Origin of the sequence: Persicirhabdus sediminis, assembly GCF_016595495.1 — a bacterium.
GTDB classification, from domain to species: domain Bacteria; phylum Verrucomicrobiota; class Verrucomicrobiia; order Verrucomicrobiales; family Akkermansiaceae; genus Persicirhabdus; species Persicirhabdus sediminis.
In genome coordinates, this window is the sequence record NZ_JAENIM010000044.1 from 210958 (window position 1) to 236347 (window position 25390).

At 49.8% G+C, this 25390-nt stretch carries 27 protein-coding genes; 13 read left to right on the forward strand and 14 right to left on the reverse strand.

Going from position 1 to position 25390, the window contains the following annotated elements; genetic code table 11:
* Positions 1-1017: 1017 nt before the first annotated feature.
* A complete protein-coding gene (locus JIN82_RS14270) occupies positions 1018-2304 on the reverse strand; it encodes a hypothetical protein (protein ID WP_234042052.1) in 1287 nt (428 codons plus the stop codon).
* A 194-nt stretch (positions 2305-2498) separates the two neighbouring features.
* On the opposite strand from JIN82_RS14270, the gene JIN82_RS14275 reads away from it, so the two are divergent.
* Both JIN82_RS14275 and JIN82_RS14280 read left to right on the forward strand, forming a co-directional pair.
* The gene (locus tag JIN82_RS14275; protein ID WP_343221747.1) at positions 2499-2786 is read left to right on the forward strand and encodes a type II toxin-antitoxin system HigB family toxin; all 288 of its coding nucleotides are present in this window, start codon (positions 2499-2501) and stop codon (positions 2784-2786) included.
* Between the two features lie 34 nt (positions 2787-2820).
* A complete protein-coding gene (locus tag JIN82_RS14280; protein ID WP_200312338.1) occupies positions 2821-3210 on the forward strand; it encodes a helix-turn-helix domain-containing protein in 390 nt (129 codons plus the stop codon).
* Between the two features lie 104 nt (positions 3211-3314).
* Here JIN82_RS14280 and JIN82_RS14285 read toward each other — a convergent pair whose 3' ends face one another.
* The 4 genes from JIN82_RS14285 to JIN82_RS14300 form a co-directional block, all read right to left on the reverse strand.
* On the reverse strand, positions 3315-3863 hold the full coding sequence (locus JIN82_RS14285) for a hypothetical protein (protein ID WP_200312339.1): 549 nt from the start codon (positions 3861-3863) through the stop codon (positions 3315-3317).
* A gap of 66 nt (positions 3864-3929) precedes the next feature.
* Positions 3930-4982 (reverse strand): dual-specificity RNA methyltransferase RlmN, encoded by a 1053-nt coding sequence (gene rlmN, locus JIN82_RS14290; RefSeq protein WP_325099521.1) that lies wholly within the window; start codon positions 4980-4982, stop codon positions 3930-3932.
* A gap of 66 nt (positions 4983-5048) precedes the next feature.
* A complete protein-coding gene (locus JIN82_RS14295) occupies positions 5049-6014 on the reverse strand; it encodes a hypothetical protein (RefSeq protein ID WP_200312341.1) in 966 nt (321 codons plus the stop codon).
* Between the two features lie 91 nt (positions 6015-6105).
* Positions 6106-7086: a hypothetical protein gene (locus tag JIN82_RS14300; RefSeq protein WP_200312342.1), complete on the reverse strand. Its 981-nt coding sequence runs from the start codon at positions 7084-7086 to the stop codon at positions 6106-6108.
* 190 nt (positions 7087-7276) lie between these two features.
* On the opposite strand from JIN82_RS14300, the gene JIN82_RS14305 reads away from it, so the two are divergent.
* From JIN82_RS14305 to JIN82_RS14325, 5 genes are all read left to right on the forward strand, one after another.
* Entirely contained in the window at positions 7277-7705 is a 429-nt protein-coding gene (locus JIN82_RS14305) for a YchJ family protein (RefSeq protein WP_200312343.1), read from the forward strand.
* Positions 7706-7850: 145 nt separating this feature from the next.
* Positions 7851-8798 carry a DUF2167 domain-containing protein gene (locus JIN82_RS14310; protein ID WP_200312344.1) on the forward strand — a complete coding sequence of 316 codons (948 nt, stop codon included), beginning with the start codon at positions 7851-7853 and terminating at the stop codon, positions 8796-8798.
* A 67-nt stretch (positions 8799-8865) separates the two neighbouring features.
* Complete coding sequence (locus JIN82_RS14315) at positions 8866-9843, forward strand: DUF2167 domain-containing protein (RefSeq protein WP_200312345.1); 978 nt, start codon at positions 8866-8868, stop codon at positions 9841-9843.
* Positions 9844-9882: 39 nt separating this feature from the next.
* Entirely contained in the window at positions 9883-10740 is an 858-nt protein-coding gene (locus JIN82_RS14320) for a hypothetical protein (protein WP_200312346.1), read from the forward strand.
* A gap of 87 nt (positions 10741-10827) precedes the next feature.
* Positions 10828-11874, forward strand: a complete 1047-nt coding sequence (locus JIN82_RS14325) for a DUF2971 domain-containing protein (protein WP_200312347.1) — start codon at positions 10828-10830, stop codon at positions 11872-11874.
* Positions 11875-11880: 6 nt separating this feature from the next.
* On the opposite strand, the gene JIN82_RS17355 is transcribed toward JIN82_RS14325, so the two are convergent.
* Positions 11881-12054 (reverse strand): hypothetical protein, encoded by a 174-nt coding sequence (locus JIN82_RS17355; protein WP_234042053.1) that lies wholly within the window; start codon positions 12052-12054, stop codon positions 11881-11883.
* Between the two features lie 605 nt (positions 12055-12659).
* Here JIN82_RS17355 and JIN82_RS14330 point away from each other — a divergent pair.
* Entirely contained in the window at positions 12660-13688 is a 1029-nt protein-coding gene (locus tag JIN82_RS14330) for a restriction endonuclease (RefSeq protein ID WP_200312348.1), read from the forward strand.
* Positions 13689-13830: 142 nt separating this feature from the next.
* Here JIN82_RS14330 and JIN82_RS14335 read toward each other — a convergent pair whose 3' ends face one another.
* The 6 genes from JIN82_RS14335 to JIN82_RS14360 form a co-directional block, all read right to left on the reverse strand.
* The gene (locus JIN82_RS14335) at positions 13831-14100 is read right to left on the reverse strand and encodes a hypothetical protein (RefSeq protein ID WP_200312349.1); all 270 of its coding nucleotides are present in this window, start codon (positions 14098-14100) and stop codon (positions 13831-13833) included.
* A gap of 650 nt (positions 14101-14750) precedes the next feature.
* On the reverse strand, positions 14751-15209 hold the full coding sequence (locus tag JIN82_RS17360; RefSeq protein WP_200312350.1) for a rhodanese-like domain-containing protein: 459 nt from the start codon (positions 15207-15209) through the stop codon (positions 14751-14753).
* Positions 15210-15290: 81 nt separating this feature from the next.
* Positions 15291-15968, reverse strand: a complete 678-nt coding sequence (locus JIN82_RS14345) for a DUF1573 domain-containing protein (protein ID WP_200312351.1) — start codon at positions 15966-15968, stop codon at positions 15291-15293.
* Positions 15969-16095: 127 nt separating this feature from the next.
* Positions 16096-16632, reverse strand: a complete 537-nt coding sequence (locus tag JIN82_RS14350) for a hypothetical protein (RefSeq protein ID WP_200312352.1) — start codon at positions 16630-16632, stop codon at positions 16096-16098.
* 27 nt (positions 16633-16659) lie between these two features.
* Positions 16660-17265: an anti-sigma factor gene (locus JIN82_RS14355; RefSeq protein WP_200312353.1), complete on the reverse strand. Its 606-nt coding sequence runs from the start codon at positions 17263-17265 to the stop codon at positions 16660-16662.
* Positions 17249-17908, reverse strand: a complete 660-nt coding sequence (locus tag JIN82_RS14360; RefSeq protein ID WP_200312354.1) for an RNA polymerase sigma factor — start codon at positions 17906-17908, stop codon at positions 17249-17251. The genes JIN82_RS14355 and JIN82_RS14360 overlap by 17 nt, the downstream gene beginning before the upstream one ends.
* A 189-nt stretch (positions 17909-18097) precedes the next feature.
* Between JIN82_RS14360 and JIN82_RS14365 the strand changes: the two genes are divergently transcribed.
* From JIN82_RS14365 to JIN82_RS14385, 5 genes are all read left to right on the forward strand, one after another.
* Positions 18098-18709 (forward strand): UvrB/UvrC motif-containing protein, encoded by a 612-nt coding sequence (locus JIN82_RS14365; protein ID WP_200312355.1) that lies wholly within the window; start codon positions 18098-18100, stop codon positions 18707-18709.
* Complete coding sequence (locus tag JIN82_RS14370; RefSeq protein ID WP_200312356.1) at positions 18706-19827, forward strand: protein arginine kinase; 1122 nt, start codon at positions 18706-18708, stop codon at positions 19825-19827. Before JIN82_RS14365 ends, JIN82_RS14370 begins: the two co-directional genes overlap by 4 nt.
* Before the next feature lie 2 nt (positions 19828-19829).
* Positions 19830-22328, forward strand: coding sequence for an ATP-dependent Clp protease ATP-binding subunit (locus JIN82_RS14375; RefSeq protein WP_200312357.1), 2499 nt, complete (start codon positions 19830-19832; stop codon positions 22326-22328).
* 487 nt (positions 22329-22815) lie between these two features.
* Entirely contained in the window at positions 22816-23295 is a 480-nt protein-coding gene (locus tag JIN82_RS14380) for a hypothetical protein (RefSeq protein WP_200312358.1), read from the forward strand.
* Positions 23296-23383: 88 nt separating this feature from the next.
* Positions 23384-23821 (forward strand): hypothetical protein, encoded by a 438-nt coding sequence (locus JIN82_RS14385; RefSeq protein ID WP_200312359.1) that lies wholly within the window; start codon positions 23384-23386, stop codon positions 23819-23821.
* 163 nt (positions 23822-23984) lie between these two features.
* Here JIN82_RS14385 and JIN82_RS17530 read toward each other — a convergent pair whose 3' ends face one another.
* Both JIN82_RS17530 and JIN82_RS14390 read right to left on the reverse strand, forming a co-directional pair.
* Positions 23985-24113 (reverse strand): hypothetical protein, encoded by a 129-nt coding sequence (locus tag JIN82_RS17530; protein WP_267906543.1) that lies wholly within the window; start codon positions 24111-24113, stop codon positions 23985-23987.
* A gap of 764 nt (positions 24114-24877) precedes the next feature.
* Positions 24878-25390, reverse strand: a 513-nt coding sequence (locus JIN82_RS14390; protein WP_200310631.1) for an IS3 family transposase, incomplete at its 5' end; no start/stop codon positions are given.

Here is a 25390-nt window from a genome sequence, read left to right on the forward strand (position 1 = left end):
CATTGAATGTTTGTTTGATATTTGAAACTCCTCTATTCTTAAACGGTTTAGTTAACGACTGGCTAACATGACAAACGTTCAATAATGGAATGTCTACAAGCCGCTATGCATGTTAGTATTTGCTTACGCAGAATTTTTTGTCTATAAAACATGCAACAGCCTGAACGGCACGGTACAAAAAGGTTATGGGGGTTTCCTTTAGTATTACGCTGATCAGGCTGTTCTTTTTTTGCCTAGATGTCGGCGACTTGGATTGCCCATGAAGCCACTAGAATAAAGGTGGCCGCCTATTATTGTGAGCTATTTGGTTTTTGATCTAATTATGCCTCCTCTGAGAGCAAAGCGCATAGAAAATTGATCTGTTACTTTGAGTGTTTGTTTTGCATTTTGAATCGCCATAAGGATAAACGATTTAGCTTTAATTGGGCTAACATAACAGACATGTGTGAGAGGAATGATTACAAGGTGTGCTGAATTGTTAGTGTTGGCGTGAGCAGAACTTTTTGTCTATAACACAGTCAACAGCCTGAACGGCACGGTACAAAAAGGTTATGGGGGTTTCCTTTAGTATTACGCTGATCAGGCTGTTCTTTTTTTGCCTAGGTGTCTGCAATTTGGCTTACTAATGAAACCATTTAAATGCCAAAATCGTACATTAAGTGGCTAAATTATCGATTGATGTGACTTATTGGGGCATTTTTTATTCAATAATGAAATCGTCTGGAATCCGCTATTTATGCGGATCAGCAGCTTTTTAAGCAATCGTTTAAAAGAGGGGCTTGGGAGATTTCTGTTGAGCAATCATAGCCTTTTGACTACAAATCTTTTCAGCAGCCCGAACGGCACACTACTAAAGGTTATGGGGGTTTCCTTAAGTATGAGCCGATCGGGCTGTTCCTTTTTCCAGCTAGAGCATTTCTAGCGATCATATCGATTTATCAATGCAACGAAATGGCCAAGCAAATTTGCTTGGCCATCGTTGTGTCCAGCCATGAGCTGGTGGAGCTGTGAGAGTGCCTATGGTTTGAGCGGCGCTTCGATGACTTGCCAGCTGAAGGCCTCAAATCCGACTTTAGCAGCTGGGCTGAGGCGTCCAGTGATCACTGCACGATATGACTGCGGCGTGGCATTGGCTAGCTGGAGAAACTCTAGCAAACGCGGAGTCATAGAGATGTAGTCAGCTGGAGCTTGAATCTCCACACTGCCGTCGGCTTCCTTGCCAGCTGGTAGACGACCCACACTGGTTAGGGCGACAAATGGTCTTTCATGGTGACGTTTTGCTAGGCGCACTACTGATTGATAGAAAAAGCCAGCTTGCTCGCGGCTAGTACAGCTAGCCGCTACCTCTAGCATCTTTATCTGTGCTGGGCCAGCTGGCAGTGCGGCGAGTGCCTCAACGAGCCCATGACGTTTAGCTACGCTGAAGTTAGTATTGAGAAATACTTGCTCAATTAGCTGATTGTTAGCACCCATGGCAGTCATCGCCTCACGGTCGCGCAGCAGTAGCTCACCCGGTGTGATGTCGTAGATATCTTCTGGTAGGCCGACAGTTTTTGTAGCCGTTAGTGCCATGGAGGCACCACCTGAAACTGCTGCTGTGCCTAAGCGTAATGGAAGCCCGCCAGCAAAAAATGCCCAGGTTACCTTTTCGATTTCATCCTGTAGCAGCTGGTTGTCGGTATAAGGGTCGACGCTGAGTTTGCGGGCACAGTCGAGTTTGGCTTTATCAAACCCGGCAATGCTTTTGGCTGATCGGCCTAATCCTTTACCTGTTTCCGTTAGCATTTCATCAGTTTCTTGATCGGGGTCGCGGTTTTCCCATTTATCCTGCACCTTCTCTGCGCCGTGAGAAATAGATGAGCCTACTTTTTTGAAAAAATGGCCGACGGTAGCAGGAGCTTTTTTCACTGCGCCCCCTGGATCGTCAGCGATGTTTTTGACGGCATCGATGGGCGCTTCTACTGATTTTTTGAGTCCCTCAGCAAACAGATCTGTTTTGCTAGTTTCTACCAGCACCTTGATAGCTCGCAGCTCGTTGAGCCGTTCTTCCAGCTCACTTACTCCTAGACAGTCAATTTGGCCAAAATCTGAATCGACGGTGAAGTGGATCATGAAGCCGTCGGTCGGGCACGATTCCCGCACGCGGTGGAGATCGCTCTGCAGCATCTCAGGTGGCAAGATTTTGGAGGCTTGGAATACAGGTGCGGGCTCAAGTTTTACTTGGCTGGCATCTTGCGCGTAGACGATGGCGGGCGCCGAAAACATTAGGGCACAGGCAGTAGCTCGGGTGAAAAGTTGGGACATAAGTCACTAATAAATCAGAAAATAAAATCAAACAAGGATATTGATAGGGTAGAGGTAGTGGTCGCATCTAGCTGGAGAGTGAGCTATTAGCTGCATCCTCTGTTGAGTAATTTGCAGTATTACTGACAAGTTCCATATTTGGGAACTTTTTAACTTGTTTTTAGGTAAGTGGGTGATATAGAATCGCTTAATAGATGAAGGTGCTTGGTCAGACAAAGCTTGAGAAATTCATGCGAAAACACGCCCGGTCCAAGGCACCTCTCTCAGCTTGGCTGCAAGACGCCAAGGATGCTCAATGGCAAACAACACAAGATATTCGAGACCGATACAATTCAGCTGATTTCCTTAGTGGCAATCGAGTTGTGTTCAATATAGGTGGCAATAATTTCCGCCTAGTGGTTCTCGTTCGCTACCAGAATGGCATCGTTCTGGTAGATCGTATAGGTACTCATGCAGAATATGATAAATGGAAACTAGACTGAGGGGTGAAATGCCCAGAGTCGCAAATTAGGAAATATGATGACTAAGCTTATAAAAACAGAAACTGAGCACGAGCAGGCATTAACAAAGCTCGAACAGTTGATGATGATGGACCCATGTGAGGGGACGGCTGAGGCTGACGAACTTGAGCTATTAGCTCACCTAATCGAAGTCTATGAAAGCGATGTGGTCAATATCCCCGCACCTAGCCCGGTGGAGGCCATCAAATTCCGCATGGCCCAGCAGGGGCTGAAGCAAAAAGACCTGATTCCCTACATAGGTAGCAAAGCCCGTGTGTCAGAAATTCTTTCAGGAAAGCGTGAGTTGACGATGAAGATGGCTAGAAATCTGAGCCGTGGACTTGGTATTTCGGCGGCAATATTACTTGCTGTAAATCATCTTCCTGAGAAAACCGAACTGGTCTAATTTCATCTCCTGCTAGACAATCTGGGTTATGGTGACGGCGTTATGTGAGTCCTTCAATGGTTTAGTTGGAGAGGTCTTTCTAGGTCTAATTTTTTGCTGTTTTGTTATCTGAGTGTCTTTAGATTACGAGCTTGTTGGATCATAGGTAGTATTTCCCTCAGGTCTTCCATATTTTCGATGACAGCACGACTGTATGATCCCATCCCTTGACGAAGTACGGCGGGTGCGTTTTTGAATTTATCGGGAGTCCCGTAGAAGCTGACGCGAATCCCATGTTTTCTTTTCAGCAAAGCCTCGATTCGGACGAAGTTATCACGAATGTCGACTTCACAATTTGCGTGTTTACGTAGTTCCACAGTTGGGTCGACTCTCTGTACCTCTTTCAAAAATATCTCAGCAAAATGTATTGATTGCTCGGGGAAGTTAGGGAAATTCTCGCGAACATTAAAGTCGCTCGCATTTTGGGGAGCTGTAGCGGCGGAGTGCTTTGAAGACAGCTTTTGTTTCCGAGGCGTAGCGGTACCAGTCTCAGTGTCAAAATACTCGATTAGTATGGACGTGCAGAGGGCTGTGACGTCTAGACCCGTTGAACTAGCTTGTTTAAGAGCCCTAGCGTATGTTGAATCTGTAAGAGGGATTGAAATAATTTTCATGAGTCACTAATAGTTGAGATGTAGCTACTAGCGAAGAATTATTTTCAGGATGTGATGACGCTCCTGCTAGCTAGACTTCTTGCGTTTGGCCTTCAGCTGGCCACAGCCGGCGGCGACGTCGATGCCGCGGCGCTGGCGCACGGTGCTTGGTAGGCCAGCATCTATCAGTACTTGTTGGAATGCGTCGATTTTCTCAGCTGATGGTGCTTTACCGGAGAAATCATCTGTTGGGTTGAGCGGGATCAGGTTGACGTGGGCGTGCATGCCTTTGAGCAGTCCAGCTAGCTGGTGGGCGTGGTCGAGCGAGTCGTTGACTCCATCTATCAGCGTCCAGGCAAAGAATACCTTGGCGCGTTTGATTTCTGAATACTCACGGCAGGCATCGAGCAGCCGATCTAGCGGCCACTTGCGGTTGATCGGCATGATTTTCCCACGCTCCTCGTTAGACGAGCCATGAAGGCTAACGGCTAGCGAATATCGCTTAGGGTGACGCGCTAGCTTGAGGATGCCGTCGACGTGGCCTACGGTACTAACAGCAACACGCGGCTGGGCAATTTTCATGCCAGCGGTATCGGTGATGATATCGAGCGCCTCCATGGTGGCGTCGAAGTTATGCATCGGCTCACCCATGCCCATCATGACGATGTTGCGCAGTTTTTCGCCGTGAGTGTGCATGAGGTGGCGCTGCACGTGCTGCGCCTGCGCTACGATCTCACCGGCGCTGAGGTGGCGGGAGAATCCCATCTGGCCAGTGGCGCAGAAAACACAGCCCATGGCGCAGCCCACCTGAGTGGACAGGCATGCGGTGAAGCGGCCAGGGAATCCCATCAGTACAGATTCCACTTCCGCGCCGTCTTCTAGCTGGAGAAGGAATTTATTGGTCCAGCCATCGGCGCTGGGTGTGGCATCCACTTGTTCCAGCTGGCACAGCTTGGGTGTGGATTCCTTGGTCAGCCAGCGCTGCACTGGCGCGAGCAGGTCGGCTTCTTCGCTGAGCTCGGTGGCGAGCTTGCGGTGAATGGCCCCAAATAGTGCCTTGGCGTGCACTGGGTTCACGCCATCATCTGCAAGTCTCTGCTGCAGATGCGAGTAGCTCATTCCTTGTAAATACGCCTTCACCCCGCTGGTATTTCTGATCCCTCGCCATTGCGCAAGCGAAATATCCAGCTGGCTGGGCTGCGGAGCTTAGTCGCTGGTGATGTAGATGGGTTGTCTGTGTATATCGTACTGAATGATATCAATGATCTTTTTGAACAATTTGTCATCGAGCCCGTCATGCACATGGATGACGATCTTGGGCTCGAATTTCTCCTCAAGGCAGCGGTTTAGATAATTGTAGAGTTCGCTACATACATAACCGAGGTTTTGCACGCCCTTATTATTGGCATAATAAAAGGTCAGGTTTTTTGTTTCGATGTGCAGCGTTTTTTTCTTTGATAGATAGGGTGATGCTTTTTTGAAAACGAGCGGGGCTTCATTTGTCCAAGTCTGTTGACCCACACGGCATTGATCTTGTTTTTCCAGCACAGCTAGAATTTGTGGTGCCAGCGCTTGATCTGACCAGTCGACGACATCCGGAATTTGATCAGCGGGGATCAATTTCATCGGTGCATTGATAATTGATTGCCATTTGAAAATGGGATCGTATTTGATGTGCACTCTGATTTGGTCGTTTTCGTCTGTGAAGTAATAGTCAAAGGTGTCAGTTAGTTTGAGCGGAAGCCAGAGGCCTAAGACTTTTTCATCTGTTGAATCCCAGTCAACTGTAGTGATGGTTTCATTTGAGAGGTAGAAACTTTCTGTATACAATCTAGCTAATTTCACTTTGAGTGGAGTCGATTTGAATTCATCCACCTCTTGGTTATTTATTTTCAAATGCCATGAGCCGTCTGGGTGAAAATCGCCGATACAATGTAGCAGTATGCGCTGCTGTTTTTGGTCATGCAGAACAATCACGCGCTTGTAGCGTGAGAAGTGACAGATAACAAGTTGCGCCTCTGGACATTCTTCTGTGAGGGCGCTGAGCAGGGCCAGCTGGTTATCATAGGTATCGTGAGCGTAGACTTTTTCACCCGCTGCATTGATTTTGCTTTCAGCTAACAAATGTGTATGAAGGCCAATGATGGTGGCTAGAAGAAGTAAGGCGCGCATTTTCATCACGGCTTATTTCAGCAGCAAACTAACGAGCTAACAAGTATGAATTGAACCAGCTGGCGACATCCAGCTGGCTGGGCTGCGGCGCTTAGTCGCTGGTGATGTAGATGGTGTCTTTGTGTATTGCAGACTGAATGAGCTCAACGATCTTTTTGAATAATCTGTCATCGAGCCCGTCATGAACATGGATGACGATGTTGGGCTCGAATTTCTCCTCAGTGTAGCGGTTTTTATAATTGTTGAGTTCCCTGTATATATAAGCGAGGTTTTGTACGCCCTTATTATTGGCATAATAAAGGGTCAGGTTTTTTGTTTCGATATGCAGCGTTTTTTTCTTTGATAGGTAGGGTGATGCTTTTTTGAAAACGAGCGGAGCTGAATTTCTATAACTCTGTTGACCCACACGGCATTGATCTTGTTTTTCCAGTACAGCTAGAATTTGTGGTGCCAGCGCTTGATCTGACCAGTCGACGACATCGGGCAATTTGTCAGCGGGAACCAATTCCATCGGTGTATTGATAATCGACTGCCATTTGAAAATGGGATCGTATTTGATGTGTAAGCTGACGTGCCCGTTTTCTTCTGTGAAGTCTATATCAAGGGTGTCAGTTAGTTTGAGCGGAAACCAGTGGCCTAAGACTTTTTCATCTGTTGAATCCCAGTCGATTGGAGCGTTGATTTTATCTGTGGAGACTTCATCAAAGGGTAGCACTTCTACGAGGCCCACTTTAGCGACTTTCACTTTGAGTGGAGTTGGTTTGATAGGATCCACTTCTTGGTCATTGATTTTCAAATGCCATGTGCCGTCGGAGAAAAAATCGCCGATACAATGTAGCAGTATGCGCTGCTGTTTTTGGTCATGCAGAACAATCACGCGCTTGTAGCGTGAGAAGTGACAGATAACAAGTTGCGCCTCTGGACATTCTTCTGTGAGGGCGCTGAGCAGGGCCAGCTGGTTATCATAGGTATCGTGAGCGTAGACTTTTTCACCCGCTGCATTGATTTTGCTTTCAGCTAACAAATGTGTATGAAGGCCAATGATGGTGGCTAGAAGAAGTAAGGCGCGCATTTTCATCACGGCTTATTTCAGCAGCAAACTAACGAGCTAACAAGTGCGAATTGAACCAGCTGGTGACATCCAGCTGGCTGGAGGTGGGGGATTTCTGGCAGCTAGCTAGGTTTGGCCTGCTGGCTTGTCTATGTGCGTCTGCCGTTGAGAATGTGCTGGTATCGGTGGGCTGGCTTTGGTAGCAGGGGGCATGAGCGACGACAGAAGTGAAGCGGTATCAGAGAGACATGAATTGGATTGCCCATGCGGCAGTGGCATCAGCTATGCCCAGTGCTGCTTGAATTTCCTTAGCGGCCGCGCTAAGCCATCTACTGCTGAGCAGCTGATGCGCTCGCGCTATACGGCATTTTATTTCCGTAATACTGACTATTTATTTGGTACTCACCACCCAGATACACGTTCGCCAAGACTGCGCAAAGAGCTGCAATCGGTCGTGCACAACATCATGTGGCGCTCACTCAATGTGCTTGCTGTGGTCAAAGGCACTAAAGACGACAAAAATGGCAAGGTCGAGTTTGAGTGTACCTACCATCAAGATGGTGAGCTGCACGAGTTTTATGAAAAATCACGTTTCAAGCGCTACAAAGGCGATTGGAAGTACTACGACGATCGCGGTTAGATTGTCGCCTCAGTCTAAGTAACTGACCATCATGCTAGCCAGCTAGGCGCCGGCATGATGGAAAATAACAGTCTATCAGAAATTGCTAGATTGTTACGTTTTAGTGTTTGTCATCAGCTGGCATTTGGTCCATGTGTCGGCTGTTATGTTTAAACATTCACTTGCTTACATCTCTTCCCTCAGCCTAGCTATGATGCTAGCTGGAAGTAGCCACGCAGCTGATGAGTCAGCTGAAAAGACAACCAGCCTGCTAGAGCTCAGCTCACAAGAAGCTAATGCTGTGGCCGCTGCAGCCACCACTGAGGTAGATGAGCTGGACGAGGCTGAGCAGTTTCTAGCTAGCTTTACCTGGCAGAAAGAAGGGCCAGGAAGCTTGAACCAATGGGCGACGGTAGATTATCCTACAGGCTATTTATTCCTAGATGGTTCTGACGCAGCCAGATTTATGGAAGCGATTGGCAACCTGCCCGACGAGTATGTGGGGTTTGTGGCACCTGAATCATTAGATTGGTTTGTTCTATTCCAGTTTGATGATTGCGGTTATGTGGAAGATACAGACAAGAGTGATCTCGATGCAGATGCCTTGCTGGAGTCACTGCAAGAAAATGATGCTTTTTCTAACGATGCTCGTCGTGCTCAAGGAATCTCCGAGCTGTTTACTGAAGGTTGGGCGGTGCCACCACGTTATAACGAAAGCACTAACAATCTAGAATGGGCGCTTACATTACGTGATTCAGAAGGCAATAAAACCGTGAACTACATGACAAAACTGCTAGGTCGCGATGGCATCATGCACGTGACTTTGGTTTGTGACCCTGAAGATTTACAATCTGTGCTCGCTGACTATCAGTTGATCGTTAGCGGCCACAAGTATAGGGCTGGCAATAGCTACGCTGAATACGTAGAGGGCGACAAGCTAGCTGGCTACGGGCTCAATGCTCTAGTGGCGGGTGGCGCGCTCTACGGAGCATCAAAGTTAGGATTGCTAGCTAAGATTGGTCTATTTTTCAAAAAAGGCTTCAAGCTGATTATTGTTGGGGTGATCGCTGTTGGAGCTTTCTTTAAGCGCCTCGTCTTTGGCCGCTCGGAGTAGAGCGCACTAGATCGCTTCGATTTGGTGTTTGTGATTAGTAGGTATTGTCTCCATCTTTTCGATCGTCATGTTTAAACATTCACTTGCTTACATCTCTTCCCTTAGCCTAGCTATGATGCTAGCTGGGGGAGTTCTAGCAGCTGATGAGCCGGCTGAGGAAACATCAGGTTTTTCTCAGTTATCGGCTGAGGAAGCTTTTGCTTTTGAATCTGGGCTGGTGAGTTCCCCCTTGCCGGACTCACAAACTAACTCGTCTTCTTCGCCGCAAAATGATCGAGCACGCTTGCTGAATAAGTTCGCTTGGCAAAGAGATGGCATCGGGCATTTGGGTGAGTGGTCAAAAGTTAGATATACTAGCGGCTACCTATTTCTCGACGGCAAGGAGGCGAAAAAGTTCATGAAGGAGATCGACAACCTACCGGGTAATCCTGTTGGTTTGCTTGCTCCCAGCTCACTAGATTGGTTTGTGATTTTTGATTATGAGCCCTGTGGTTATGTGAATGATGACGACCAGGGTGAGCTCGATGCTGATGCGCTACTAAAGGCGCTGAAAGCTGATGATAAGCGGGCTAACGCCCAGCGTCGAAGTATGGGGATCCGCGAACTCTATACAGAAAGTTGGGCATTAAAACCGAGCTATAACGCACAGACTAACAATCTAGAGTGGGCTGTTATATTGCGATCTCCAGATGGTGAGAAGAGCATTAATTATATGACGAAGCTGCTAGGTCGTGACGGCATCATGCATTTGACCTTAGTTTGTTATCCAGAGGAGCTTAACTCACTGAGGAGTGACTATCAGAAGATCATTGCTGGGCACAGGTATAATGCGGGCAAGTCATACCAAGAGTACACTAAGGGCGACAAGCTGGCTGGCTACGGGCTCAGTGCTCTAGTGGCGGGTGGCGCGATCTACGGGGCATCGAAGTTAGGCCTGCTAGGGCAGATTGGCTTATTATTCAAAAAAGGCATCAAGCTGATTATTGTTGGGGTGATCGCTGTTGCAGCCTTCTTCAAGCGCCTCGTCTTTGGCCGCTCGGAGTAGAGCTTTATTTCTAGCTGGCGTTAGTTACTATCGATACAAGTGAGCGACGGGCAAACATTCTATCTATTACTGGCGGCATTCTACCTGCTAGAGTGCAGCAAATGGCTAGGTGAAAACCAGCTACTGTGGCAGGGGCGCTGGGTGCGTAAACATTGGGCGCTGCGAGCGAAGCGCCAGCTGGTAGAGCTGCATGGCATCAGCAAGAAGATATTCGCCACCTCGCTGGCGCCAGGGGTGAGCTTTCCCATCGTCTGCGTGGCTGGATCTTATGACCAGAGCCAGCCACGGGCGCGGACCATGCGCCGCTCAGTATCACGCTTCCTACGTGTAGCGCGTCCTCTGCGCTGGATGTCGACTTTGTTATTTCTATTATGTTTTGTCGGCTATCCAGCATTGATCATTTTGCAAAAAAACGAATGGTTAGTGATCTATGCCATTGCTAACGGATACTTGCTGCAGCTCTTCATTGCCATCGAGTACCGGCGATTGCAGAAGTTTTTAAAGCTGCCCGCGGGCATGGGCAAAGCGTGGTTGATAGAGTTTTTCTACAATGCATTTTTCCCCTGGCATGCGATGCGCGCAGCTGATCGGCTTGCGGTCTCAATGACCAGCCGCTGGCACGAACTGCCATTGTTGCTGGCGATGCGCCACATGCCTGCGTGCACCAGCCAGCTGAAACATTATTGGCGACAGGCGCATTACGCAAAAAATCCCACCTATCAGCTAGCTGAAATGAAGGCTGTGTTAGGTTGTGAAAAGATTGACGTCTCCAGCTGGCTGGATGTCGAGTTAGACGGCGATGCCGGCCCGCGCTACTGCCCTTGCTGCCTGACGAGCTACGGCGAAGCCACCGAGACCTGCGCCGACTGCGATGGTGTGGAGCTGCGCCATGTCTAGCAGCCCAGCTGGGCAATCGTAGCGATGTGAGTGAGATCCCGCATTCTGGTATCGTATCACCACCGTCTAGCCGCTAATACATAGCACATGCAACACTTATATAAGTACACGGATAAACCTGAACTTTTTTTGAAAGATGGTTATCTGCGTGCATCACAGCTATCAGCTTTGAATGATCCTCTTGAAGCAAGCTACAATAAAGCAACTCTTAATAAAATTTGCGAGGATTACGAGTTGGACGCTAAGGTTGTCCTTAGGGGAGTCGACGAATTAGGAGTCATTTGTTTAACGGAGAGTAAGGACAACCTGCTCATGTGGTCACACTATGCTAATTACCACGAAGGGGCTGTTATTGAGTTTAAGATAGAAACTAAATACAGGACATCCTGCATAGGTGATCTAGATTTGGACGAAACTTACAAGTTACTTGAAAAATTAGATAAAAAAGAAAGAAAGGCTATTATACCAGCATACAAAAAAAAGAAGATCGGCCTGCTTAGTGATTTAGTAGTATCAGGCCTATCTGAAGGCAATGAATCCCATAAAAGACTATTCACAGGAGAATGTTTGCCAGTCAGGTATCGACCATCTCCGATTTGTCACACAACTATGTCAGATTCAAATCTCGGGGATCTCGATTGGACGGGCAAAGAGGACAGATTGTCATTCGAGCTATTTCGCCAAAAAAGTGACGCCTGGAGCTACGAAAAAGAACACCGAATCACACTAAAGCTAGCACAGGCACATAGAGTTCAGATTGATAGCCAAGCTGAGCTAGATCGGCTAGTCCATGAATTCAAAATGAACGAGATGTTCCTTGAGGAACTTAATGCAATCGCTAAAAAGAAAAATGATGATCCCAAGATAATCTTCGACCTTGATGAGGTGCCCAATAAAGATGATAGAATGGCTTATGGAAGAACCCTTGCTAAACTTAGTAACAATGCCAAAAATTTATATCTGTTCAGAACAGATGAGCGTCATCTTTGGTCAATCTCATTTGGATGCAAGGCTTCGCCCGAGGATATCAATAAATGGAGCATCCTCGCTAAGGCTAGAAATAAAAGTATCGAGGAATATAAGGCTGAATTCCTTAGTAATCACTATGCTTTGAAGTTTGAAAAGAAGGCGTGAACCGAATCATCTAACCAACACAGTACTAGGCAACAGCGTTAAATTATCTAGCTGATCAATCAGCTGGGCTTTTTGTTCCTCGGCCTCGTGTTGGCTCGCCTGAGCGGCGGTGTACTGAGCCTGTAGGGCCATGATCTCGGGCTTGGTTTTCTCGCCCTTCTCTAGCGTTCTTTGCCGCATTCAGCGCAGCTAGCTTCGCTGCCGCAGCATCATTAGCGGCTTACAGCTTGGCATTACAGCTTGGCATTACAGCTTGGCATTACAGCTTGGCATTACAGCTCTGCCATGTTTTTCCACAGAGGGATAGTAGCGGTTAGTCCAATAGTTTAGCTCTTTGCCTACTCGTTGATATATATCGATAATCTCTTTATGAAATTCTTCATTAAAACCAATCAGATCTCTCCTATAGCACAGGTCAACGCGTCGAGGGGTGCGTTTAACTTAGAATTGTATATTTGTATAAAAAAGTTACTTGGTTCTAACGGAATTAGAAAAATATTTTCTTTATTTTGGGGCGTATTCACCTTGATTTCCAAGTTTTCCTACAGAGAAAAACTCAACTTACTCTATATGAGGGAGTTGAGTTTTTTGTGACGACGAGCGCTATATATTAAGGGTTTTGAACGTCCAAAACGGCCACTTTTGAGATTTTTCGCGTCAAAACTAATTCTGTAAAGACGCAAAACTAACTGATAGACGGAGTTGGACTTGAGATTTATCTTTCACTGTATCGTTAGCGTGCTAGGGCTTTAGAAGCCTTGTAGGCATGAACAAAAGAACCCGTTATGATCGTATTACTCAGAGCCAATAGAAAGCACATTCAGGAACTAGCAAATGAAAACCTTGTGGGATATGGGTGGTCCGACGCTAATTTCGAAGAATGTACCTCAGCGGATGAATGCCTGAAGAAAGTGATGGAGCTTGATTACACTGACCTAAGCGGTCGTCAGCAGGGCGTATTTCGTGGTCAATTTAGAATCCTAACTGATTTGAAAGAGGGAGACTATGTGGTCGTTCCTTCTTGGGGGGGGATCTACTTAGCCAAGGTCACTAAAAGTGGATTCAGTTACAGCCCTGCATACGGCAAGTACGACCAAGCAAACACTATTACGGTGGAATACCAAAAGAATGACGATGGTACTCTGCGTAATATTTCCCGCACTGAACTCACAGAAGGACTTCAGCGTCGATTAAAGTTCAAAGGAACTCTCAATCGACTCGCTGAATTCCAAGAGGAACTTCAAGACGTGATCGAAAACAAAACCCTTGATGATAAGAGAGATGAACAACTTCAGTCGGATCAAGAAGCCTTAAAAACTAACCTTATGGCCAGAATCCGTGGTGGCCGTACTGCTATGAAGAGTGGTGGCTTGGGGCTTGAAGAACTGATCAAAGAGCTGCTTGAGATTCAAGGGTATGACGCCAGAATACTGGGTAAGAAAACGTTCTCAGGTATGGGTGATGCTGACGTAGTGGCTGAACGTACAGATCCATATTTAGGTGACCAGAAACTACTGGTCCAAGTAAAACATCATCAAAATATTACAGGCGAGCATATGCTGAAGCAGCTGGTGCATATTCACGAACACGAAGCGGACGAATGGGGTGAATACAATCTAATTGCCATCACCTCAGCGGACGTAAGCGAAGAGCTCAGGAAGAAATACGAGGGAGTGGGCCAGCCGATTTCTGCAATCATAGCTGGCGAGCAACTAGCAGAAATGATCTACGAAAACATCAATAAATTCTCACCAGAAACGTTGAAAAAACTAGGCATCGTATTTGGTCCAAGATTACTCGGAAAAACTATCTAATAGACACAGTCTTATGTGGCTAGAGTCTAACTATCTAGCTGGAGATTCCATTTTCTCCCACGGCACGCCTTGTTAGTCTGCTGGGCGGTTAGAGGGATAGATGGATGAGCTGGAGATTTTTTGATAGATGGCTGGCGTTATTTCATGGGCCTTCGTTTGATGAGTTGTCTTCTTGTTGGCGTAAGGAGGCGTCATAAGCTGCTTTTTCTCTGCGATAGATCTTCACTGCCGAGTCGAAAAATTTCTCGGCGGGGATATGAATATTGGAAATTGCTGAGCTTTGCGCATGAGCCTTTGCCTGGGACCAAAGGCGTTCTAATGCCTCTTCTTCGCTCAGATGCACATAGGGGTGTGGTTGCGTAACCTTCGCTTCTGCTAGATACTTTCTGCGTAGTTTTTCTGCTCCTGTCATGGTTAGGGATAGGTGGGTGAAATCCTATATTCATCTAACCATGCCATTGGGAGGAGTTGAGGTCAATTAAGATTGTGATGGCTGTGGATGTCTAGCAGGTGGATTTAGATGCCGGGATGTTTTGGCGGCTGAAATGGGCAGCTAGCTGGCGAGCACGTAGCTGCTTTGGAGGAAACTATGGGGAGCCCATGCAGGGCTCGGGCATCGGGTGGGCTTTGTCCCCGCGGGATGGCTGCGCCATCGCACGGGGCTGGCATTTATGGATGCCTTCGGCAGCTGGAAGCGGGGCTGAAGTATTGCTTTGAAGATGTCTCGTTGGTGGTTTTGCGGGCTGGAGGGCACTGAAGTGCCTAGAAGTCGGCTGGTGGTCGGCTGGTGGTCGGCTGGTGGTCGGCTGGTGGGCGGTGCGCTGGGGAGATGAAAGCGGTGCTGAAGCACGCGCAGTCTAGATGCTGGAGCTAGCTGATGTGGGCACTGGAGTGCCTAGGTGTTAGCTGGAATTTTGGGCAAAAAAATGCCTGACCGCAGTTGAGACATATTGACTTCATCTCAAAAATGCTCGCGGTCAGGGTATTCAAAGCACTTAACTGTAAGCGCTTGAGATATAGTACGCTGGATGTGTGAATGTGCAAATTTTTCGCCTGATTTTTTTAATATCCGGCGGCTTGGAGTGCTTGCCAGCCACCGTGCAGTGCGTAGCAGTTGGGGTTCATTTGGTCGGCGATGAGTTTGTTGGCGATGGCTTTGGAGGTGCCGCAGCCGGTGGTTTTGCAGTAGATGACGACGCGGTCTGCGGTGATGATGCGTTCGGCGGCTTCGCCGAGCAGTGTTTCGTAGTCGTGTTCTTCGTCGTCGGTGCTGAGTAGGACGGAGTCTGGCATGCCGTCGGTTTGCCATTCTTTGTAGAGGCGTGCGTCTACCCAGAGGACGTTTTCGTTGGCCCAGTCGTTGATGACGGTTTGCAGGCAGATTTCTGGCTGGCTGAGGGTGGCTGGATCGCAGGGGATGGTGCGTTCTGGCTCGCCGAGGGTGAACCAGAGCGCGGCGGTGACGATGAGTGCGGCGATGGTGATGGCGCAGGCTTGGAGAATGGTTTTCACTGGATTCACGGAGCTGCTTTTGGTGTTTTGGAAAATGGGCCTGGTGGCTGGGCGGTCAGCTGGCTGGATGGTTCTGGGCCAGCGGGGAGATTATTTGGCGGCTTTGATGGTGCAGAATGCTTGCAGCCGCTGGAAGCGTGGGATTTTTGCATCGGAGTGGATTTTGATGGAGGCAAATCCAGGTTTTGAGCTGTCTTTGGGGGTGATGGCGAGTTGGTATTTTTTGCCGGCTTCGATGGTTTTGAGATCGAGCTGGAAGTTGTCGCTGGTGGTATCGACTTTGGTGATTTTGATGGGCTCTGGGTTATTGATGGTGATGTCGATGGTTTTGCTGGTGGCTTCTTTGCCGAGCTCCCAGAGTAGTGTGCGCGGTGTGAGCTGGACGATTTCTGGGATGTTGATGCGCGCGGTGATGGTCATGGATGCCTTGTGAGCGGGGTCGCCTTTTTTCCACAGGTAGATGGATTTGTCGACGGTGCCGGAGAATGTGCCGAGCTTGAAGATGCCTTTGATGATGCCGGATTCGCCGGGTTTGTAGATGAGTTTGCCGCCGGAGATTTGTGCGCTGAGGCACGAACATGGTGCGTCTTGGCGGGTGATTTCGATGATTTCGTCGGATTTGTTGGCGAAGGGGAACTCGATGATGACGGTTTTGGCGTCAGCTGGCGCGTCTACTTCTTTGAGTGGTTCTTCAAAGGTGAGCTCGGCGGCGGTGAGGGCGCTGAGGGTGCAGCAGAAGATGGCGGTGAGGATGTGGCGCAGGGACATGGATGTGGTGGCTGGCTGGAGAAGAATGGACGTGGTGCGAGGGGGGGAATTTTTTAAGAAAATGGAGGGGGAATGGGGAAAAAATGGGGGAAGACCGGAGGAGAAATAAGGGCGGGCAGCTAGCTGGCTATTGTTTGCTGGATTTTGGTGTTCTACGCTGGACGAGCTCGATGCAGATGATGACGTAGCCGTCGCGCCATTTGGGCCCGCGGACGTAGAATGGATGGTTCTTGTCTAGCTCGACGATGCCTCGCATGACGTTGTCGCTGCGCTGCCAGAGTTCTAGATCGAGGCGGATGCCAGCTTCGGTGGGTCCGAGTGTTCTGAAGCTGAGCATGATTTCTTCTGAGGGGTTGAGCGGGGTGGCCCAGCCAGCGAACCGGCGCGGGATGACGGGTGTATCTTGGCCGAGTAGGTGGTAGTTTTTGAATTTGAGTGCGTCGATTTTTTGCAAGGCATCGACGATGGATTTCTCAGCTGGTTTGGTATTGGCTACGGGTTCGCCGTTGGTGCCGTGGTAGAGGGTGACTTGAAGGCGACCGACTTCACCTTTGTCGAGCTCTGGGTAGGGTGATGGCTGCTCGGCGCGCGCTGGCATGGCGGCCAGGCAGATGAGCATGGCGCAGGCGACGAGTGAGCTGAGGTGACGGAGTGGCTGGAGCATGGCTAGCTGGGAAAAATGGGGTGGCTGTTATTGGCTATTTTTTGCCATGATGGCGTCGGGTTTGGGGCCTGCGTGGTATTGCACGATGTTGCTGTCGCGTGGGATTTCTTCCAGCCCGTCGATGACGACGACGGTGGCTTCTTTGGTTTTCTGGTAATGCGCAGCGACGTCTGAGTCTGGCGTGTAGAAGGTGAGCGGCACGGGTGCTTTGGCGGCTGGCTGGGCGTCAGCTAGTTCACTGCCTGCACTTTCTGGCTGGTTGATTTTGGAACCAGCGAGGAAGGCTACGGTCATGCCGGCGGCGATGGCGGGCACACGTAGGTAGCGCCAGATGGAGATGACTTTTTCTGGCTCGGCTGGGCTGGCTGGAGTGCTTGTTGCAGCTGCTGGGCGAGCTAGGTTTTCCTGCTCGATGGCGGCGAGGATGCCGGCATTGAATGAGACTGGGTGCTCGGGCTCGACGCTGCGAGGCAGCTCGCTACGGAGCTCTGCCTGCATGGCGCGGATGGCCTGTTTTTCCTCGAGAAGTTCTGGGTGTTCAGCTACCCAGGCGTTCATTTGCTCGAGTTCTGCGCCTGTGAGGTCGTCGTCGATCCAGCGGGTAATGAGGATTTCATCAGGATGGTTTTTCATGGCTGAGTAGAGATTGGAGTTTTTTGCGTGCGTGGAATAGCCGGCTCATCACGGTGCCCAATGAGCAGTCTGCTGCGCTGGCTATTTCTTTGTATTCCATGCCCTGGACTTCGCGCAGCAGGATCACTTCGCGGTGGTCGGTGCTGAGTTGTTCTAAGGCGTGGTTGATTCGCTGGCCGAGCTCGGATTTTTCCAGTGCTTGGTCTGGTCTGTCGTATTGACTAGGCCGCGTGCGTGCGCCGGGGTCGATACGCTCACCGCTGAGGTGTTCGTCGTCGAGTTCACCGTCGCTATGGATACGGGATTTTCTTTTGTAATCGTACACCGCGTTGTGGGTGATGCGGAATATCCAGGTGGAGAATTTGGCACGGTTTTCGAATTTAGGAAGCGCGCGCCACGCTTTGAGGAAGATCTCTTGGGCGAGATCCCAGGCGTCGGCGTCGTTGTGAATCATGTTCATGACCATGGCATATACTTTTCCCCGGTGGCGGGTAACGAGCTGGTCAAAGGCGGCGGTGTCGCCTGCTTGCGCTTTGCTTACCAATTCGTTATCGCTAGGTTCGTTGGGAGCGTGGCCGCCGGAAGTGGTGGGCGGAATGGCTCCCTGTAATAGCTTGGACGCGAATTGGTGGAGAAAATTCATAAGAAATGATGTGCTTTTTGACAGCGATCAAGTGCGGCTAGAGTGTGCACATTGCAGGTACGTTTGGCAAAGTGATTTGGTAAATTTGTGAGCGTGGGATGATTTGCGGTGGATCATTTGCCCAGCTGGGAAAAAAATGCTCAGAAATGATCTTTTCCTTTCGCATTTTGGTGGTGTGCCGCTAGGATCATGGCAGCGATGCAATGCAATTTTTGTAACAAAGAAGCGACGATCTTTTACACAACCATCATCAACGGTGTGCAGAAGAGCATGAAGCTGTGTGAATCATGCGCTGAGGAGCGTGGCATTACTGACGTCAACGAGCTGGCTGCTGGCCATGAGCTGATGGGGCTTCCTAAAGGGGAAATCTCACTGCCGGCGGCGGAGAAGATGGCGGCAAAAGCGGCGCAGTCTGTGCCGATGGAGGATGGTGCCGAATGCCCGAACTGTGGATTTGCGCTGGAGGATCTCAAACGTGTAGGTCGTCTGGGCTGCAGCCAATGTTACAGCACCTTCCGCGGTGAGATCGAGGGGGTATTACGCAATATGCACGTCGGTGGTCAGCACCACGGGCGTGTGCCTGATGGGCTGGAAGAGGCCATCGAGCTGGACGAAAAACTTGACGAGCTGAAGACGGCGATCAACCAGGCCATTGCCAATGAAGATTACGAAAAGGCGGCGGAACTGCGTGATGAAATCAAGCAGCTGGAGAAGAAATCAGACGCGCCAGTGAAAAAGAAGGCAGCTAAAAAAGCCGCCAAGAAGGCGAGCAAAAAAGGCAAGGGAGGGACGCAAAAATGATGCGCTTATCGACATTGTTACGCAATCCAGCTGACTGGATGACGGGTAAGGAAACGGACAGCGCGATTGTGCTGACTAGCCGCATCCGGCTCGCTAGAAACTTGGCCAATCATCCATTTCCTGGCTGGGCGCGCAAGACCCAGCGCATTGAGGCGATGGGTGAGCTGCGCAAGGCGGTGGAATTGCTGCCAGAGATGAAAGATGGATTTTCGCACGAACTCAGTGAGCTGAGCTCGGTGCACAAGCAGGTGCTCGTCGAGCGCCATCTGATCAGCCGCGAGCAAGCGGCGCGTGGTGAAGGTAGTGCGGCGGTGGTCAACCGCAAGCAGTCGCTGAGCATCATGATCAACGAGGAAGATCACCTGAGAATGCAGGCGATCACCGGTGGGCTGCATTTGAAAAAAGCCTACAAAGCGCTGGATAAGGTGGACCGCGAGCTGGAAAAGCAGCTGGGATTTGCCTACGACAAGCGTCTGGGATTCCTCACGGCATGCCCAACGAACCTTGGCACGGGGATGCGCGCATCGGCGATGCTGCACCTGCCTGGTTTGGTGATTGGCGATCACATCAAAGCCGTCGTCCACGCAGTGAATAAGCTGGGGCTGGCGGTGCGTGGGATTTTTGGCGAGGGCACGGAGTCGCTTGGCCACATGTTCCAGATTTCCAATCAATCGACCCTAGGTGAGAGCGAAGAGCAAATCATCGAGCGGCTGGAGCGCGTGATCACTGAGGTGCGCGACCAAGAAAGATTCGCCCGTGAGAAGCTTTTGGAAGACCAGACCAACGGACTGGCTGATAAAATTGGCCGCGCGCTGGGAATGCTGAAATACGCACATCTCATTGATTCTAAGGAGGCGCTGACATATATCTCGATGTTGCGCCTCGGTGGCGATCTCGGATTTTTCTCGCCAGAGATGCTGAGTATCTGCGATCAATTATTGATGGATATAGAACCTGCGCATTTGCAACATCACGCAGGTAAAAAACTTAGCGCCGAAGAACGTGACGTAATTCGCGCTGAAATCATCCGCGACAGGTTGCAAAACATAGCATCGCCTGATAGTAGTCCTATAACGGAAATTAATCCCAAAAAAGATCCCCAAGACCCTGCAGAATAATCATGAATAATTTTACTCCAAGAGCCCAACAAGTTCTCGCGCTGTCGCGAAAGGAGGCAGACCGATTCCACCACAATTACGTGGGCACCGAACACATCCTTCTCGGCTTAATCAAGCTGGGCCAAGGGGTGGCTGTGACCGTGCTGCAAAATATGGGACTCGAGCTGGAAGCCGTCCGCATGGAGGTGGAAAAGCAAGTTGGGTCAGGGCCTGAGACTAAGGTTTCCGGCAATATCCCCTACACACCACGGGTGAAAAAAGTGCTCGCGCTGGCTAGCAAAGAAGCCCAGCAGCTGAACCATTCCTACGTCGGTACCGAGCACTTGCTGCTTGGCCTGCTGCGTGAAGGAGAAGGTGTCGCCGCCAAGGTGCTCACCAACCTGAATGTCGACATTGAGCAAACTCGCCAAGAGATCCTTGCTGAGATCGACCCGAACTTCAGCGCCGAAGAAGGAGATGATGATTTTATCGACTTCGAAGACGAAGAGGAAAACTCAGACGCGCCAGAAGGCGAAGGCAAAACCAAAACACCAGCGCTGCGCGCCTTTGGCCGCAACCTCACCAAGCTGGCTGACGAAGGTAAGCTGGACCCAGTGATTGGCCGCGAATCTGAAACCGAGCGTGTGATCCAAATTTTGTGCCGCCGCACCAAAAACAACCCAGTACTCATCGGTGAAGCTGGTGTGGGTAAAACTGCCATCGTCGAAGGGCTCGCCCAAGAAATCAGCACCGGCAACGTGCCCGAGCTGCTGCGTGGTAAAAAAGTAGTCGCTCTCGACCTCGCGCTGATGGTGGCTGGTACCAAGTACCGTGGCCAGTTTGAAGAACGCATCAAAGCCGTGATGGACGAAATCCGCAAAGCCGGTGACGTCATCTTGTTCATTGATGAGCTCCACACCATCGTAGGTGCTGGCTCCGCTGAAGGTGCCATGGATGCCTCCAACATCATCAAGCCAGCACTGAGCCGCTCAGAGCTGCAGTGTGTGGGCGCTACGACGATGAACGAATACCGCAAATTCATCGAAAAAGACTCCGCTCTCGAGCGTCGTTTCCAGAAGGTAAAAGTGGAAGAGCCATCCACCGAAGATGCCATCAAGATCCTTCACGGGCTGCAGAAAAAATACGAGGCACACCACAATGCCAAGTACACAGATGAAGCCATCGAAGCATCGGTGAAGCTATCATCCCGCTACCTCTCAGACCGCTACCTGCCAGATAAAGCGATCGACATTCTCGACGAAGCCGGCTCACGCATGCGCATCGCTCAGATGACACGCCCGCCGCAAGTCAAAGAACTCGAGCAGACCATCGTAGAAATCCAAGCCAAGAAGGTAGAAGCCATCAACGAGCAAGATTTTGAAAAAGCCGCCTCCATGCGCGATGCCGAAAAGCACAGCAAAGAGGAACTCGAAAACATCCTCGCCAGCTGGAAAGCTGAGGCGGAGGAAAATGTCGTCGAAGTAGGTGAAGACGAAATCATGTCCGTCGTCTCCAAGTGGACCGGCGTGCCGCTCCAGCGCATGGAGCAGAAAGAAGCTCAGCGACTTCTGGAAATGGAAACCGAGCTGCAAGGTAAGGTGATCGGCCAAGACTTTGCCGTCACCACCATCAGTAAGGCACTGCGCCGCTCACGCGCTGATCTCAAAGATCCGCGTCGTCCTATCGGTTCATTCCTCTTCCTCGGGCCTACTGGCGTGGGTAAAACCTACCTCGCTCGTAACCTCGCCGACTTCATGTTTGGTGATCCAGACGCGCTCATCCAAGTCGACATGTCTGAGTACATGGAGAAATTCTCCACCAGCCGCCTGATTGGTTCGCCTCCAGGATACGTGGGTTACGATGAAGGTGGCCAGCTCTCCGAAGCCGTGCGCCGCAAGCCATACTCAGTGGTGCTCTTTGATGAGATTGAAAAAGCTCACCCGGACGTCATGAACCTGCTGCTGCAGATCCTTGAAGAAGGCATGATCACCGATAGCTTTGGCCGTAAGATCGACTTCCGCAATACCATCATCATCCTCACATCCAACGTGGGTGCCTCATCCATCAAACGCCAAACCAGTCTCGGATTTGGCGCCATGCAGGAAGATGAAGCCGACTTCGGTGGCATGAAAGATAAGATCCTCGAAGCCGCCAAAGGTAGCTTCAAGCCTGAGTTCCTCAACCGCCTCGACGAGCTCGTCGTCTTCCACATGCTGGAAAAAGACAGCCTTAGCAAAATTGTCGACCTCGAGACCGCCAAGCTCTTTGCTCGCCTCGAAGACAAAGGCATCAAGATCAAGCTGGAAAAAACCGCTCGCGACCTGCTCATCGAAAAAGGCTACGACCCAGCCTACGGTGCGCGTCCAATGCGCCGTGCCGTTGAGCGCTTCCTCGAAGATCCGCTCGCCGAAGCACTGCTGCGTGGCGACATCCAAGAAGGTGATACCGTGCGTGTCAACAGACCGAAAAAGTCCAAGGAACTCACCTTCAAGCCAGTTAAACCAAAAGCTAACGTCGACTAAGATAGTCTGCTGTAAGCAGTGCTCCAGCCAGCTGGAGCTACTAACTAGCTAACAAAAATCTCAGCGCTGTGGGCCACCCCCACAGCGCTTTTTTACGCCCCGAGGTGAGTAGAGAATGGTGAGTAGAGAATGGTGAGTAGAAAATTCCAGCCAGCTGAAAAGCCGCCAGCCAGATTAGCAGTTGATGAAGCCAGCTCAGCTGAGCAGCTCAGCCGCAGGCTTTGGAGCGCGGCGATCCTTCGCCGCTTTTGCCAGCTCCCAGCCAGCTAACATCTGTAGAGAAGAGAGGAAAACGTCGGCTCAAACATCGTCTATCTATGTGCTGGAGAAATTATCTAACTAGTGACTCGCAAATCATCCTTGCCGCGAGGTCTAATAACTGCATGATTACTCCAGCAAATAACAAATAACTAGATAGGATGAGCTAACGAATAGTTCTTAAAAGAACCATTCCAGCTAGCGTCTTTCCTAACTAAATATCCTGAAAATGTTCCGTTTAATATTTATTTTGATGCTTCTATTGTCACCACTGGGCTATTCCAGTGAGTCGGGCGCCCGTGAGGGGATTTCTAATGAAGCCCAACTAAATACATTCATCATTCCCGTATCGGAAGATGCTAAAGTGTTGCTATCTAAGATGCTAAAGCATCATTCTGAAGGTGAGGACGAGGCGCTGACTGAGTTTTTTAAAAGACAAGGCGTAGCTTTTCCAGAGGGCTCAAGCTCTGAACTCGATGTAAAAAAGAATCTAATCACGGTCACAAATTCCCACTTCAATTCATCGTTAGTAGTAGCGATTACAGGTGATATCATACTCAAGGTCGTTAATAGGACTCCTGAAGCAGATTTATGGAAACGATATTTTCAAGATGAAGTTGAGCACGGGTGTGGCTTTGCAGCTGCCGATAAACCTGACAAAAATAAAGGAGAACAGGGCTGCACAGATCAACCAACTACTGCTGAGTAGTTAGACTTTAGGACGATGATAAACCTCGAGCCCTTTATCAAAGCCAGCCCCCTACAGGGGGTGTTATCCCTTCAACTTTCTGCTTAAAATGAGAATTCCGAAAATAGTTACGGCTGCTACAATACTGTTTATAGTCGGCTGCGAAAAATCGTCCGAAGAACCGCCATACGAGGCTGTTATCTATGATCGCTTCGGCAGTTTTGTTAGTCCCTCTGGTAATTGGCAGATCGAGCTGAGCGAAAGTGCGCCGGGGGTTGAGGTAATGCGCGATATCTCAAATCCTGCTCGAGCTGGCAAATTTGAAGGAACGTGCACCCTAAGGCCAAGCGACTGGCGCAACAACGACGGGTTCTTCTGTTTCGTTTCTGAAAATGATCGTGTATGGGTTTTTGATGGAGATGAGAAAGTTTGGATACTAGAGCGGTTCGAGGAAGGATCTAGAAGTTGGGCTTTTAATTATCCGGGCGAAATACCAGCGAAGTTCAGAGACAAGTTGCCCGCAGAAGTGGCAAAAAAATTTCAATAACAAGGGCCATCAGCCCAAAGCTCCGACTCGCTGAGGATCTTGAACGAGTAGACAGAGATTCTCATCTTGTGCGCCAGCTCAGCAGTTCAGCCGCAGGCTTTGGAGCGCGGCGATCCTTCGCCGCTTTTTGGCAGCACTAGGAGCCGGGTATTCTGAGAATCAGCTAGCCCGGAGGGCTATAGGATTTTAGCCGCGGGTCAACGAGCTCAGCGAGTGCAACCCGTGGATCCATGCCATTTAGATAGATTCCCCGCAGGGGAAATGGAATGCGGTAGCAAAAGATGTCAGGCATTTTTGAAGCTGAGCCAGCCGGAATCCTTGTAGCTACAGGGTTTAAGTCAAAATGGTGCCGGGTCGTTTTGGGTTTTTCTGGGGCATTTTTGGCTAGCTAGCGGTGAGCTGTGCCGGACTTTCAGCCCTCTGTGGTGTGTGGGGTATGTGACCTAGGGTTGCGTGGCACCTTCGGCGCGGTCTTACCCTAGGCTAGGCTGTTGCATGCCTTCGGCATTCTGGAGAAAAGATGTCAGGCATTTTTGAAGCTGAACCAGCTGGAATCCATGTAGCTACAGGGTTTAAGTCAAAATGGTGCCGGGTCGTTTTGGGTTTTTCTGGGGCATTTTTGGCTAGTGAGCGGCGCGCTGTGTCGGACTTTCAGCCCTCTGTGGTGTGCGGGGCATGTGACCTAGGGTTGCGTGGCACCTTCGGCGCTGTCTTACCCTAGGCTAGGCTGTTGCATGCCTTTGGCATTTTCTGGCTGGAGCTGGATAGCCATCTATCCCGCTCTCTAGCGGGCTGGACAGCGGCGATTTCTAGCCCCCTTTCAGGGCGCGGTCGGCAATCACCACTATCCCATGGCTGAAGCCATGGGCTTTGTTCTTTGGGGCTTTCAGCCCTCTGTGGTGTGCGGGGCATGTGACCTAGGGTGGCGTGGCACCTTCGGTGCTGCCTGACCCTGGGCTAGGCTGTTGCATGCCTTTGGCATTTTCTGGCTGGAGCTGGATAGTGATCTTCCCCTCAAATTTCGTACAGCAAGTCTCCTTTAATTTTTTAGTTGAATTAGGCTGCTAGAGCAACCTGATTTTGTTTTTTGAGGTACTCAAATGGCGATATATAGCCCAGTGATGAGTGGCGTCTGTAGGTGTTATAAAAGCCCTCAATGTATTCAAAAATAGCTTTGCGAGCTAGTTCTCTGCTTGCAAAATAACCACAGTTGGGAAGTAGTTCTGCTTTGAGCGAGCCGAAAAAGCTCTCACATGTCGCATTGTCGTAGCAGTTTCCTTTGGCTGACATCGACTGCTTGAACTTATGATATCCGAGTAACTTACGTAGTTTGCAGCTTGTGTACTGGCTACCTCTATCAGAATGAAAGATGGATTTGCCTCGTGGTAAATCCCATTGAGTCACAGCAGCTTCTAGGGCATCGGTTACGATTTCAGCGGGCATGGCTCCAGAGCATTGATGGCCAACAACTAGTCGAGAATGGAGGTCGATAACCACTGATAGATAGAGCCATCCTTCTTTTGTTGGAATATAGGTAATGTCAGCGATGAGCACTTTAGCAAAGCGGTC